At 66.8% G+C, this 13,266-nt stretch carries 14 protein-coding genes and 2 tRNA genes; 5 read left to right on the top strand and 11 right to left on the bottom strand.

Translation table 11 applies throughout. The features are described from left to right. Positions 1–3: 3 nt before the first annotated feature. The 3 genes from yajC to queA all read right to left on the bottom strand — a co-directional run bounded on the left by yajC (position 4) and on the right by queA (position 2,598). A complete protein-coding gene (gene yajC / locus G315_RS0100485) occupies positions 4–333 on the bottom strand; it encodes a preprotein translocase subunit YajC (protein ID WP_018145833.1) in 330 nt (109 codons plus the stop codon). 83 nt (positions 334–416) lie between these two features. Continuing rightward, positions 417–1,532 (bottom strand): tRNA guanosine(34) transglycosylase Tgt, encoded by a 1,116-nt coding sequence (gene tgt, locus G315_RS0100480; protein WP_018145834.1) that lies wholly within the window; start codon positions 1,530–1,532, stop codon positions 417–419. Then, positions 1,522–2,598 (bottom strand): tRNA preQ1(34) S-adenosylmethionine ribosyltransferase-isomerase QueA, encoded by a 1,077-nt coding sequence (gene queA, locus G315_RS0100475; RefSeq protein ID WP_019611656.1) that lies wholly within the window; start codon positions 2,596–2,598, stop codon positions 1,522–1,524. Before queA ends, tgt begins: the two co-directional genes overlap by 11 nt. A gap of 104 nt (positions 2,599–2,702) precedes the next feature. Between queA and G315_RS0100470 the strand changes: the two genes are divergently transcribed. Both G315_RS0100470 and G315_RS0100465 read left to right on the top strand, forming a co-directional pair. After that, positions 2,703–2,789 (top strand) — tRNA-Leu (locus G315_RS0100470). A 68-nt stretch (positions 2,790–2,857) separates the two neighbouring features. After that, positions 2,858–2,933 (top strand) — tRNA-Thr (locus tag G315_RS0100465). Positions 2,934–2,984: 51 nt separating this feature from the next. Here the strand turns inward: G315_RS0100465 and G315_RS0100460 are convergent. From G315_RS0100460 to G315_RS0100430, 7 genes are all read right to left on the bottom strand, one after another. Next, the gene (locus tag G315_RS0100460; protein WP_018145836.1) at positions 2,985–3,548 is read right to left on the bottom strand and encodes an RDD family protein; all 564 of its coding nucleotides are present in this window, start codon (positions 3,546–3,548) and stop codon (positions 2,985–2,987) included. A gap of 85 nt (positions 3,549–3,633) precedes the next feature. Further along, positions 3,634–4,128 carry a tRNA adenosine(34) deaminase TadA gene (gene tadA / locus G315_RS0100455; RefSeq protein ID WP_018145837.1) on the bottom strand — a complete coding sequence of 165 codons (495 nt, stop codon included), beginning with the start codon at positions 4,126–4,128 and terminating at the stop codon, positions 3,634–3,636. Continuing rightward, positions 4,118–4,627, bottom strand: coding sequence for a glutathione peroxidase (locus G315_RS0100450; RefSeq protein WP_018145838.1), 510 nt, complete (start codon positions 4,625–4,627; stop codon positions 4,118–4,120). Before G315_RS0100450 ends, tadA begins: the two co-directional genes overlap by 11 nt. Further along, positions 4,624–5,295 (bottom strand): membrane integrity-associated transporter subunit PqiC, encoded by a 672-nt coding sequence (locus tag G315_RS0100445; RefSeq protein WP_026182119.1) that lies wholly within the window; start codon positions 5,293–5,295, stop codon positions 4,624–4,626. Before G315_RS0100445 ends, G315_RS0100450 begins: the two co-directional genes overlap by 4 nt. 4 nt (positions 5,296–5,299) lie before the next feature. Further along, positions 5,300–6,313: an MlaD family protein gene (locus G315_RS0100440; protein ID WP_018145840.1), complete on the bottom strand. Its 1,014-nt coding sequence runs from the start codon at positions 6,311–6,313 to the stop codon at positions 5,300–5,302. Next, positions 6,310–7,113 (bottom strand): ABC transporter ATP-binding protein, encoded by an 804-nt coding sequence (locus G315_RS0100435; RefSeq protein ID WP_018176891.1) that lies wholly within the window; start codon positions 7,111–7,113, stop codon positions 6,310–6,312. The genes G315_RS0100440 and G315_RS0100435 overlap by 4 nt, the downstream gene beginning before the upstream one ends. Positions 7,114–7,116: 3 nt before the next feature. Beyond that, complete coding sequence (locus G315_RS0100430; RefSeq protein ID WP_018176892.1) at positions 7,117–8,265, bottom strand: MlaE family lipid ABC transporter permease subunit; 1,149 nt, start codon at positions 8,263–8,265, stop codon at positions 7,117–7,119. 121 nt (positions 8,266–8,386) lie between these two features. On the opposite strand from G315_RS0100430, the gene G315_RS0100425 reads away from it, so the two are divergent. Genes G315_RS0100425 through G315_RS0100415 form a run of 3 tightly spaced genes read left to right on the top strand, consistent with a single transcriptional unit; the run spans position 8,387 to position 12,380 of the window. Beyond that, positions 8,387–9,325, top strand: a complete 939-nt coding sequence (locus tag G315_RS0100425; protein WP_018145843.1) for a MoxR family ATPase — start codon at positions 8,387–8,389, stop codon at positions 9,323–9,325. Continuing rightward, positions 9,307–10,329, top strand: coding sequence for a DUF58 domain-containing protein (locus G315_RS0100420; protein WP_018145844.1), 1,023 nt, complete (start codon positions 9,307–9,309; stop codon positions 10,327–10,329). The genes G315_RS0100425 and G315_RS0100420 overlap by 19 nt, the downstream gene beginning before the upstream one ends. 44 nt (positions 10,330–10,373) lie before the next feature. Next, positions 10,374–12,380 (top strand): transglutaminaseTgpA domain-containing protein, encoded by a 2,007-nt coding sequence (locus G315_RS0100415; RefSeq protein WP_019611655.1) that lies wholly within the window; start codon positions 10,374–10,376, stop codon positions 12,378–12,380. 114 nt (positions 12,381–12,494) lie between these two features. Here G315_RS0100415 and iscR read toward each other — a convergent pair whose 3' ends face one another. Further along, positions 12,495–12,974 carry a Fe-S cluster assembly transcriptional regulator IscR gene (gene iscR / locus G315_RS0100410; RefSeq protein WP_018145846.1) on the bottom strand — a complete coding sequence of 160 codons (480 nt, stop codon included), beginning with the start codon at positions 12,972–12,974 and terminating at the stop codon, positions 12,495–12,497. Positions 12,975–13,266: the final 292 nt, after the last annotated feature.

The raw sequence follows: 13,266 nt of genomic DNA, 5'->3' as shown, positions 1-13,266 counted from the left end.
CGTTTAGAGATCTTTCAGCGTGCCCTTGGGCATCACGGAGGCGACCGACTGCTTCTGTACCGCCACGTTCACGCCGTCGGCAATGTCGACCTTGATGAAGTCGTCGCTGACTTCGGTAATCTTGCCGGCCACACCGCCATTGGTGACGATCTCGTCGCCCTTGGACAGGGCCTCGACCATGGAGCGGTGCTCCTTGGCGCGCTTGCTCTGCGGGCGGATGATCAGGAAGTACATGATCGCAAAGAAAATAACGATCATGATCAGGAACTCGATCATGCCGCCGCCGGCCGCTCCACCTTCCTGGGCATGCGCTGCAGAAATCAGAAAGTCCATCGAAACACTCCGTCTTCGGTTCAGATTCGGACGCTACCGGGGAGCTCGGGCCACACCCGGCGAGCGAAAAAATACCGCGCGGATTATGGCACAGGCGGGATTGCCATGCCGCGTCGACTGTAGAAATCGGCGACGAACTCATTCAGGGCGCCGGCCGCGATCGCCTCGCGCAATCCGCGCATCAAATCCTGGTAGTAATGGAGGTTGTGGGTCGTCGCCAGGCGCGAACCGAGGATCTCGTTGCACTTATCCAGGTGCTTCAGATACGCCCGCGAATAGTGGCGACAGGTGTAGCACCCGCATTCCGGATCGACCGGGCCGACATCGTCGCGGAAGCGCGCATTGCGGATGCGCAGCACGCCCTCGCGGGTATAGAGGAACCCGTTGCGGGCATTGCGGGTCGGCATCACGCAATCGAACATGTCCACGCCGCGTCGCACGGCCTCGACGATGTCCTCCGGCCGGCCCACCCCCATCAGGTAGCGCGGACGATCCTGCGGCAGCAGCGGCAGGGTGGCATCCAGCGTCTGCAGGCGCTCGTCCTCCGGTTCGCCCACCGACAGCCCGCCGATCGCGTAACCGTCAAAGCCGATCGCCTGTAACCCCTCGGCCGACTCCCGCCGCAGGTCCGGGTACATCCCGCCCTGCACGATGCCGAACAGCGCCGCCGGGTTGTCACCGTGTGCCGTGCGTGAACGCGCCGCCCAGCGCAGCGACAACTCCATCGACTGGCGCGCCGCTTCCTCGGTCGCCGGATAGGGCGTGCACTCGTCGAAGATCATCACGATGTCCGAGCCCAGCTCGCGCTGCACCTGCATCGAGGACTCCGGCGTCATCAGCACCTTCGAGCCATCCACCGGCGACTGGAAACGCACACCCTCCTCGCTGATCTTGCGCATCTCCGCGAGGGAGAAGACCTGGAATCCGCCGGAATCGGTCAGGATCGGGCCCTCCCAGTGCATAAAGTCGTGCAGGTCGCCATGCGCCCGGATCACCTCGGTGCCCGGGCGCAGCATCAGGTGGAAGGTGTTACCGAGGATGATCTCCGCGCCCAGCTCGCGCAGCTCCTCCGGCGTCATCGCCTTGACCGTGCCGTAGGTTCCCACCGGCATGAAGGCCGGGGTCTCCACCGTCCCGCGCGGGAAGTGCAGACGGCCGCGGCGCGCCGCGCCATCGGCGGCCAGATTCTCAAACTCCATCGGACTCTCCCGCGGCGGTGGCCATACTCGGGGGCAGATCATCGCCCTGCCCCGGCGCCAGCCACATCGCGTCGCCGTAACTGAAAAACCGGTAGCGCTGTGCCACCGCGTGGGCATACGCATCCAGGATCCGGCGATAGCCGGCAAATGCCGCCACCAGCATCAACAGCGTGCTCTGCGGCAAATGAAAATTGGTCACCATCCGGTCCACCACCCGAAATCGATCCCCCGGCTGGATGAATAGCCGCGTCTCGCCCTGGAACGGCGCCAGTTCTCCCCCCGCGGCCGCGGTCTCCAGCGAGCGCACGCAGGTCGTACCGACCGCGACCACACGCCCGCCACGCGCCTTGCAGGCCGCTACCGCCGCGCAGGCCTCGGGCGACACCTCCAGCCACTCCGCATGCATCTCGTGCGCCGCGGTGTCCTCGACCTTGACCGGCTGGAAGGTCCCCGCCCCGACGTGCAGGGTGACCGTCGCGGTCTCCACCCCCGCCGAGCGCAGGCGCCCCAGCAGGGCATCATCGAAATGCAGGCCTGCCGTGGGGGCAGCAACCGCACCCTCGCGCGCCGCGAACACCGTCTGGTAGCGATCGGCATCATGCGCCTCGTCGGCGCGCTCGATATAGGGCGGCAGGGGGATGTGTCCATGCTCGCGCAACAACGCGAGCACATCGTCGGCATCAACCAGGGCCAGGCGGAAGAACGGGCCCTCGCGGCCGGTTACTTCGACGGTAAAGGCATCCGCCAGGCGTAGCCGGGCCCCGACCTTCGGCGCCCGGCTGGCGCGGACCATCGCCAGCACTTGGCCGGGCGACTCGATTCGTTCGACCAGAACCTCCACCTGCCCCCCGCTCTCCTTGCGCCCGAAGACACGCGCCGGAATCACCCGGGTATCGTTCAGCACCAGCAGGTCACCCGGCCGCAGAAGATCCTCGATCTCTGCAAAGCGAGCGTCCCGCGGTCGCTCTTCCTCCAGGACCAGCAGGCGCGAACCCGCCCGGTCCGGTAGCGGATACTGTGCAATCAGCTCCGGCGGGAGCTCGTAATCGAAATCGGCGACACGCATGGCGCGCGATCCTACCACGCACCACTCGACGCGGCTCGGAGTGCCGAAGATCGCTCTGCCCCGTTTGTGCCGCAGAGAACCTGCGCTACACTACGGCCCCACAAGCCGGGATGGCGGAACTGGTAGACGCGCCGGATTCAAAATCCGGTTCTGGCAACAGAGTGCGAGTTCGATTCTCGCTCCCGGCACCAAATTTTTTCGGGCCCGCCGCCAGGCCCAAACCCCAGGGAAGCATTCAATGATGCTTCCCTGGCACCAGGCCGGTGTAGCTCAGTTGGTAGAGCATCTGATTTGTAATCAGAGGGTCGCAGGTTCGACTCCTGTCGCCGGCTCCATTTTTCTCGGGGAACACCCCGGCACCGGCCGGATCGCCCGCAATCCGCACCTCATTGCCGGGCCGGTCGTACTACCAGAGTGGATGCCACCATGTCGTGCAGTCCTTGCTTGCGTTCGGTGAACGCGACCATCAGAAAGCCGATGTAGAGGGTCATGGCGGAGAGGATCTTGGACCAATAGCGAGCGTTGGCTCGCCCGAAGCCGATCCGCTGGCCATCCGCATCCGTGACTCGCAGGCCCAGCATCCGCTTGGCCGGTGTCGCCTGCCAGCCGGACGACTCGAAAACCGTGAAGTAAAGCCAGAACACAGCCGTCCCCATCACGATCCCCAGCAAGGCCCCGGCGCCAGCAATCACCTCGGGTTCATGGCCCACCATCGTCATGCCCAGGACAAAGCTCAGGGGCAGCACGACCAGCATCCCCAGGATGTTGGCGAGCACCCAGTCGATCAACAACGCCAGCGCCCGATACCAAAAGCCGGCGTATTGGGCGCAAGCCCGGGGCGTCGCAACCTCGCACTCGACGCCCAACGCCTGCGGCTTTAGCGCCGTCCCGCACCCGTGACAGAACCGCGCTTCCTGGTGGACTTCCTGTCCGCATTGCATACAGAACATCTCACTCTCCTTGTGTCATGCCCGTTCCCGGGCCCATCTGAAGGCCTTCTCCTTGGTCTGGCATCCGCCTGAAACGCGCGCGCCATCACTTGTCCCGCCGTGCGCGGAAGAAACGGCGCAGTCGCTCTCCGGCCACATCCCCGAGCACTCCACCTGTCACATCGATGCGGTGGTTGTGCGCGGGGTGGCCGAACAGCTCCAGGGCGCCTCCGGCGGCCCCGGTGCGGGGGTCGCTGGCACCGAATACCACGCGCGCTAAGCGGGCGTGGATCATCGCGCCGGCACACATGCTGCAGGGTTCAAGGGTCACGTAGAGCGTCACACCCGGGAGCCGGTAGTTCTCCAGGCGCTCACCGGCGGCCCGGAGCGCCCGGATTTCGGCGTGCGCGGTCGGGTCGTGCAGCCCGATCGGCGCGTTGTGGCTGGCCGCCAGGCATGTGCCATCGGCGGCCACCAGCACCGCCCCCACCGGCACCTCGCCGACCTGTGCCGCTTGTTCGGCCTGTTCCAGGGCCTTCTCCATCCAGTAGTCATCGGCCCCTGCGTGATCCGGCGCGGGGCCGGCGCCGCTAGGATCCATTCGCCGCGCTCGGGCGTGGTTCGTCCAGCGCCGCCTCGATCGCGGGCGCCAGGTCGGCCGGCTTTTTCTGCGGGGCGAAGCGGTCGATCACGCGGCCGTCGCGCCCGACCAGAAACTTGGTGAAGTTCCACTTGATGCCCTGCGTGCCCAGGGCACCCGGCGCCTGGGCCTTGAGATACCGGTAGAGCGGATGCGCACCGTCCCCGTTCACCTCGATCCTGGCGAATACCGGGAACGCGGCCCCGAATTTCACCCCACAGGCCCGAATCTGGTCCGCGTCTCCCGGTTCCTGCCCGCCAAACTGGTTGCAGGGGAAGCCCAGCACCCGGAACCCCTGTTCAGCGTAGCGATCGTGCAGGGCCTGCAGGCCCTCGTACTGGGGAGTAAAACCACACTGGCTCGCGACATTCACGATCAGCAGGACATCGCCCCGCCAGTCCGCCAACGGCTGCTCGCCTCCCTCCGGCAACGGCGCGGAAAAGTCGAAAACGTCGCTCATTCGCGGGCCTCCCCTTCAGCTGCACGCAGCAGTTCGTGCTCCAGCTCCGCGAGGACATCAGCGGTCGCCTGCGACAACGCGGAGACCAGGCGCGCCGCCGAACGCCGGTCGATGGTGTGTTGTGCCTCCATGTGGACCAGGCGGGAACGCTCCGCAGTGCGCAACTGGGTGCGCAGGCCTACACGACCGACCCCGCGCACCGGGTCATCGGGACCCACCTCGCCCAGCTCTTCCAGATTCGCGGTATCGAGATCGCCATACAGGGCCGTCACCAGGATGTGCAATTGCACGGCCGGACGCCCCTGCGCGCGCGCAGCGGAGGCGTTGTCGACCAGCTCGATGGCCGCCCCGTGGCGCGTCCAGCGTTCCCGCAGCAGCTGCTCGAGCTGCTCCGCCGGCGCCAGGAACCATTCGTTGTAGTAGTCCGACTCGTAGCGGTGATCTCCCAGTCGGTAGACCAGCCCCTTCCCGCCATACGCCGGCGCCACCCGCACCGACCCCAGCTCCACGGCCAGCGGTTCGCTCGTCTCGGCCATTCGCGGGGCCGGATCGGGCGGGAGTTCCAGCAGGAACCACGCGCGGTCCACTGCATCGCGCTCGGGAATCAGCGTGCAGCCGCCCAGCGTCCAGGCCATCAGTAGAAGCGCGGGAAGGGTCCATCGGGTCATCGGTTTACTCCTCGTCCATCGAACTGCGCGGCGGCGGGGCACCGAACAGCGCACCTCCGGGATTGCGGCGAACATCGTCCGACAGGCTGCGCAAGCCGGTGATCGTAGCCTGCAGCTCGTCCAGAGTCTCCAGCAACTTGCTCTCACTGACGTCCATCCCCCTGTCCAGTCGCTCCACCATGGCATCCATCCGGTCCACCAGGCGCCCGACATCGGCCGCCTCGGCGGTCTCGCGCAGTTCGCGCAGCGCGGCGCGGGTCTCGCTGGGCAGGGCCTGGGTATCCGGATGCTCGACCAGACGCTCGACCGACTCCATCACCCGGGTCGCCGTGCGGGTCGTGGTCTTCAGTTCGTCGATCATTTCATCGGCCTGCTCCGCCAGGCGCCCGGTATCCAGTTCGTTAAGCGTGGTATCCACGGTCACCAAGAGGTTGGTCAGGTTGTCCACGACGCCCTCGATATCCAACTCGTCGATGCGCTTGAGCAGGTTCTCCGCGTATTCGAGGAACTGCATTGCGGTGCTGGGCGCAGACGGCACATAGATCGAGTGTGGCTCCCAGTCATGGGCTAGTGGCGGATGGGTTCCCGGCTCGGAGAAATCCGTCTCCAGGTAGCTCATGCCGGTGATTCCCTGTGCCGCCATGCGCACGCGCAGCCCGGCCTCGACCAGATTCTCGAGAATACGGGTCTCGAACTCGCCTTCCCGCGCACTGGCGGCAAAACGGTCCGGGTACAGCCGCGCCCGCACCATCACGTAGCGCCGGCGATCACGCGGGCGCACATCGGATTCGTAGACCACCGAGGTAAAGGTCAGGTCGGTCACCTCGCCGATGTTCACGCCGCGAAACTTGACCGGCGCCCCGATCTCCAGGCCCTGGATCGAGGAATCCATGTAGGTCTCGATCTGGATGGACGGGCGCAGCAGGTTACCCGCCGTCAGGATCAGCAACGCCGCCACCAGGGCCGCCAGCCCGCCGAGGATGAACAACCCCAGTCGGAAATGATGTCGGGCACTCATGCGGACCTCTCTTGGTCGGAATCCGTCCGCCGCAGGAAGCGCTGCACCCACGGATGATCTGATGTGTCACGCAGGGTGGCCGGGTCGCCCTCGGCGGCAATCCCCTGACTCTCCTTGTCGAGCATAATCACCCGGTCGGCAATCGCAAAAATGCTGGCCAGTTCGTGACTCACGATCACGATGGTCATGCCCAGGGTCCGGGCCAGGCGCTGGATCAGCCGATCCAGATCCGCCGAGGTGATCGGGTCGAGGCCGGCAGAGGGCTCGTCCAGGAACAGGACCTCCGGGTCCAGCACCATGGCGCGGGCGATGGCCGCGCGTTTCTGCATGCCGCCGCTGATCTCCGAGGGCATGAAATCGGCGAAGGCCCCCAGCCCCACCAATTGCAGACGGGCGCGCGCGACCGCATCCATCGCCTCGCGCGGGAGATCGGTGTGCACCTCCAGTGGCAGGCGCGCGTTCTCCAGCAGCGTCATTGACCCGAACAGCGCCCCCATCTGGTACATCACCCCGACCCGGCGCAGGATCGCCTCGCGCTGCGCGCCCTCCGCCTCGGTGATATCCGCACCGGCGACCCAGATATGCCCGGCCTGCGGCCGGTTAAGCCCGATCATGTGCTTGAGAAGCGTGCTCTTGCCACTACCGGAGCCTCCCAGGATGACGAAGATCTCGCCCCGGCGAACATCGAAGTTCAGATCGCGCATCAGCACAAGGTCATCGAAACCCATGGTCAGCCCGCGAACACGGATAACCACTTCGCCTTGCGTGCCATCCGGGACGGTCATGCCCGCGTCGGTCATGCCTCAGACCCCCAGATGGTAGAACAGCACGGCGAACACGCCGTCCAGCACCACGATGAGAATGATGGATGTCACTACCGCGCTGGTGGTGGAAAGCCCGACCGAGGCAGCCCCGCTGCCGGTCTGCAATCCGCGCAGACAGCCTACCCCGGCGACCACCAGGCCGAACACCACCGCCTTGACCAGCCCGGAAAACAGGTCCGAAAGTGACAGTGCGGACGTCACCTGATTGAAGAACGCCACCCAGGGAATGCCGAAGCCTTGCATCACCACTGCAGCGCCGATCAGCCCGATCATGTTCGCGTACAGGGCCAGCAATGGCGCAACCAGCAACCCCGCGAGCACCTTCGGCAGCACGAGAAAGCGCACCGGATCCAGCCCCATCGTCTTCAGGGCGTTGACTTCCTCGTTCACCTTCATCGTGCCGATCTCGGCCGCAAAGGCGGCGCCCGAGCGGCCCGCCAGCAGGATCGCCATCATCAACGGCCCCAGTTCGCGGAACAGCGACACCGCCACCAGGTTGGCGACGAAGATCTCGCCCCCGAACTGGCGCATCGCGATCGCCGACTGAAAGGCCAGGATCACGCCCAGCAGGAAGGCAATCAGCGAGACGATTGGCAGGGCCTGGAAGCCCGCCGCCTCCGCCACCCGCAGGGTATCGCCCCACCGCACCTGGCGCGGGTGGCGCAGGGCACTGCCGACGGCCTGGGTCAGCTCGCCGACAAAGCTGAACTGCAAGTGCGCCGCACGCCCCACCCGGTCCACGCCGTCCATCCACCCCTGCCACCAGCCACGCCCGTCCGCAGCCCGAGCCGGCTCGACCGCATCCAGCTCCCGATAGGGGGCAAGCTGCTCCTCGACCATGCGGCTCATACCCTCGAACTGGACCTCGGCGTCTGCGCGCGCGAAGTCTTGCTCCAGCGCATGCAGCAACGCCGCCCCCGCCCCGTCGCAGTACTCGACGCCCCGCAGGTCAACCAGCACCGCACCCGCCGCCTGCTGCCCCAGATCGCGGGCACGGCGACGCAGCGAGCCCCAGTGTTGCTCCACGGCATGCACGTCCAGCCGCCCCGACAGACGCAGCCGGGGCGCGGGATCGACTGTGGCATCATATTCGAACGGGGGTTCCGCACTGGCGGCCGTGGAATCCATCGCGTGACTCGCGGAGAACGAACCTTCATGGTAGCCGCATCCTGGACCCTGGAACCATTCGCCGGTGAAGAACTCAAGGCAAACTGCCAATCCATCCGCAGCAACCAACAACGAGGCTCGAATGTCATCGGCCAAGGACGCCCTGCAACAGGTAGAACGCGCACTGAACGAGGTCCTCCTTGGCAAACCCGAGCCGGTGCGCCTGGCGCTGGCCTGCCTGCTGGCCAATGGGCACCTGCTGATCGAGGACGTGCCCGGGGTGGGCAAGACCACCCTGGCCCACGCCCTGGCCCGGGCGATGAACCTCGAGTACCAACGCGTGCAGTTCACCAGTGATCTGCTGCCCGGCGATGTCCTCGGTGTCTCCATCTTCGAGCAGGCCAGCGGCCAGTTCCGCTTCCATCCCGGGCCGATCTTCACCCAGGTCCTGCTCGCCGACGAGATCAACCGCGCGCCCCCGAAAACGCAGAGTGCCCTGCTGGAAGCAATGGAAGAGCGCCAGGCCAGTGTGGAGGGCGCCACCCGCGAATTGCCGGTGCCGTTTTTCGTCATCGCCACCCAGAATCCGGAGGAGCAGGTTGGCACTCACCCGCTGCCGGAATCCCAGCTCGACCGGTTCCTGATGCGCATCCAGCTTGGCTACCCGGACGCCGGCGCCGAACGGGCCCTGCTGGAACGCAGCGGTCCCGCCCCCGCGGCCGCACCGGTGGCGGAGAGCCACCCCACTCCGCCCAGCCTGGTGGCCCCGCACCAGCTGCGGGAGTGGCAGGACCGGGTAGCCGAGGTCCATGCCGGTGCGGAGGTCCTCGACTATCTCCAAGGCCTGATCAGTGCCAGCCGCGACCGAGCGCGCTTCGCCCACGGCCTGTCACCGCGTGCCGGGCTGGGACTACTGCGTGCGGCCCGGGCCCACGCCTTCCTGGAGGGCCGTGACTACACGACACCCGACGATATCGCCCTCGTATTGCCAGCCGTTGCCGGACATCGGGTGCGCGCACGCGAGCCGGAGCCCCCCGAACGCACGGTCGCGCGCCTGATGGAATGCGTCCCGACTCCGTGACCGGACCGGCCCGCTCGCGCGGCCGAATGGCCCGCCTGCGCGACGATGCCATCCGCTGGATCACCCGGCGCCACGCACACGATGGCGACCAGGCGCACCTCGGGCGCGACCGCATCTACATCCTGCCCACGCGTGCCGGGTACACCCTGTTCGGCATCATCCTGGTGATGCTCCTGGGGGCGATCAACTACTCCAACAACATGGCGTTCCTGCTGACCTTCCTGCTGGTGGGCATCGGCCATAACGCCATGTGGTATACCCATCGCAACCTGCTGGGGCTGCAGGTCTCCACCCTGCCCGTCCCTGCGGTATTTGCCGGTCAACCGCTGCCCCTCCCGCTACGCCTGAGCGAGACCGCTGGACGGGCCCGCGAGGCCCTGGTCCTGCGCATCGGGGCGCACTCCAGCGCCCCCTTCCCGGTCCCGGCACAGGGGACCCATACCGCACAGCTGGAACTCCCCGGACTCGCGCGCGGCGTCTACCGCCTGCCACGCCAGCGGCTGGACACACGCTACCCGCTGGGCATCCTGGAGGTCTGGAGCTGGCTGACCCTGGCGCCGGAGATCGTGGTCTACCCGGCGCCGATCGATCCGGGACACACCGCCGGGGACGATGGCGAAGAAGCCGCAGGGGCACACGACCGGCGCGAGGGCGATGCGCCCGACCAGATCCGCCCCTACCGTGCGGGGGATCCACCCGGTCGCATCGTCTGGAAGGCCTTCGCCCGCAGCGGCAAGCTGCATGTCCGTGAATTCGCCAGCGGCCAGGGTGATCGCCTGTGGCTGGAATGGGGGGCCATGCCCGCCTCCGATACCGAGACCCGCCTGTCCATGCTGTGCCATCAGGTACTCGCGGCCCACGCGGAGGGCCGCGTCTTCGGCCTGCGCCTGCCAGACCAGGCCCTGGAGCCGGCCCAGGGAGTGATTCACCGCGATCACTGCCTGCATGCCCTTGCGCGATTCCGCAGCAACCCGGTCGAATTGAACCCGGAGCCGGGCTCATGAGAGACAAGACCACCAGGCCTGCAGACCACACGGATCTGCGCGGATTGGAGCTGGCCCTGGTCGCCCTGCCGGTCGCCGCCCTGCCACACGTCTGGCATCAGCCACCGTGGATCACCGCGCTGGTCGTGCTCGCGATCGCCGCGCGGGCGTGGCTGCTGGGCACGGGCCGCCCCGCCCCTTCGCTGGGCGTGATGAGCGTGCTGGCCGTGATCGCCGGTGGCCTGACCTTCGCGCAGTTCGGCACCGTATTCGGCCAGGAGGCCGGCACCGCGCTGTTGCTGGTGATGATCGCCTTCAAGCTGCTGGAGACCCGCAACCGCCGCGACATCGTGATCGCACTGTTCCTCGGCTACTTCGTGGTGGTCACCACCTATTTCTTCGACCAATCCATCCTGATCGCGGCCTATTCGCTCCTGGCCACCTGGCTGCTCACCGCCGCACTGATCCAGGTGCATGCCGGACGCGTGATCCCCCGCCCGCGCCTCGCGCGGCAGGCGGGCGCCATGCTGCTGCATGCCCTGCCCTTCATGCTGATCCTGTTCTTCGTCTTTCCGCGCGTCGAGGGTCCGCTGTGGGGCGACCCACAACGCGAGCAGACCGCGCGCACCGGGTTGTCCGGCGAGCTCAATCCCGGCGATATCGCCAACCTGCTGCAGGACGAATCGACCGCGCTGCGGGTCGAATTCGACCGCCAAGTGCCGCCCCTGCGGGCGCAATACTGGCGCGCCCTGGTCATGACGGACTTCGATGGCCGGCGCTGGTCCGCGGACGAAAATCGCTCGGTGATCCAGCCCACGGCCGCCGACACCGACAACGTCATCCGCTACACCGCCACCCTGGAGCCCACCCGAGCGCGCTATCTGCCGATGCTGGATTACCCAAGCGCCCTGCCCGAGGATGCCGAGCTGCGCGCGAACTACCAAGTCCTGCGCGATCGCCCCGTGACCAGCCGCATCCAGTACAGCGCCGAGGCCGCCCTGACCACCCCACCCGGAGCGGGCGAACCCACACTGGATCCACAGGAGCGTACCCGCGCACTGCACCTGCCGACTTCCGCCGCGCCCCGGTCGCGGGCCGAGGTTGCCCTGTGGCGCGCCACCCACGGAGACGACGATCGCGCCATCATCCAGGCGGCGCTGCAACGGTTCAGCGCCGAGCCATACCGCTACACCCTCCAGCCCCCACGACTCGAAGACGACACCACCGACACCTTCCTGTTCGAGACCCAGGCCGGTTACTGCGAGCACTATGCCTCCGCGTTTGCAGTGCTGATGCGCGCGGCCGATATCCCGACCCGCGTCGTCACCGGCTACCAGGGCGGAGCATGGCAGGCCCGTGGCGAATACCTGCGCCTGCGCAACGCCGATGCCCACGCCTGGAACGAGGTCTGGCTGGATGGCGAAGGCTGGATCCGGGTCGACCCCACCGCCGCCATCGCACCCGAACGCATCGAACAGGGGCTGCCCGGGCTGGCCAGCGACACCGGCGAGGAGATACCCGGCTTTCTTCGCCGCGGGGAGGGGCTCTCCTGGCTGCAGCGGGCGCGCTTCGGGATGGACGACTGGGGCGACTTCGTACGCTTTCGCTGGGAAAGCTGGGTGCTGGCCTTCGACCCCGAACGCCAGCGCGAGCTGTTCGCTCGCCTCGGGCTGGATTCGCAGGACTGGCGCTCGGTCCTGATCGCGCTGGGGGTTGGGTTCGGCAGCCTGGCGCTGATCGCCCTGACCTGGGTAGGGCTGCGCCGGCCGCGCCAGCGGCACGCGCCCGCCGATCGCGTGCTGCAACAACTATCGCGCCGCATCGCGCGCCACGACCGCCGCCTGGCCCGCCAGGCCCACGAGCCTGTGGATGCCTGGTCCCGCCGCGTCGCACGGGCGCGCCCGGATCTGAGGGAATCCTTGAAGGCCTTCGCAGAGGCCTACAACCGCCAGCGTTTCGCCCCGTTGACGCCCGAACAACGCCGAGAAGATTTGCGTCACCTGCGCGGCCTGCTGTACACGGTACCGCGAGGGAAGCCGCCCGCGCCCGGACCGGACCCCGTCCAGGCGTAGTGCGCGCTCGTGTTTCCGGCGCCCCAAACGAGTCGGGGCCGTCCGGTCTGTCTGACCCGGACGGCCCCGTTCTCTGTCCACGATCCGCGTGAGCGAATCGTCCCGCGCGACGCCTTATGCCGCGTCGTTACGGAAGATGAAGTGGTGCCGCGCACCGCGCCGCTCGTCCTGACGCCGCGCGACCTTCTGCACCTCGGGACGGTTGGCAAACTGCGCCAGGGTAATCCCGTCGAGGAAGTCGTAGAGCTGCTGGCTCAGGTCGTCCCACAGCTCGTGGGTCAGGCAGCGATCGCCGTCCTGGCAGTCCTTGTGGCCCTTGCAGCGCGTCACGTCGACGGATTCATCGACCGCCGTAATGATGTTGGCAATGCTGATCTGGTCCGCACGCTTGGCCAGGCGATAACCGCCACCCGGGCCCCGCACGCCTTCCACCAGATCGGCCTTGCGCAGCTTGGCAAACAGCTGCTCGAGGTAGGACAGCGAAATGCCCTGGCACTGCGAGATGTCGGCAAGCGTCACGGGACCGATCCGGTCGTGAATCGCCAGATCCATCATGGCCGTCACTGCATAGCGGCCCTTGGTTGAGAGTTTCATGCTTGTTGCCTCCGAATAACCTTGAGTATGTGTCCTGCTCGACATCCGTTCGCAGGCTGGCATCCATTCTTAATTCCTGACAACGCCTGTCAAGAATAATTCCTTACTTACCTGACAATGGTAGTCGGGAATAATTCCCTCATTCTAGCAGGCGAATGAAGAAAGATCACGGAATGCTAACGTAGGTATTCAGAACCGTTCCATGCCACGGAGTTCCCCGGCACAAGAGCGAATCGGCAACGGGCCAGCCCTGGCAGAAGGCAGGGGGGAGGAAGGACGAAGAGACGATATG

This window comes from Thioalkalivibrio sp. AKL7 (assembly GCF_000381705.1).
GTDB lineage: Bacteria > Pseudomonadota > Gammaproteobacteria > Ectothiorhodospirales > Ectothiorhodospiraceae > Thioalkalivibrio > Thioalkalivibrio versutus.
The sequence above is the reverse complement of the archived record's forward strand: the minus strand, read 5'-3'. Positions and strand labels throughout refer to the sequence as shown.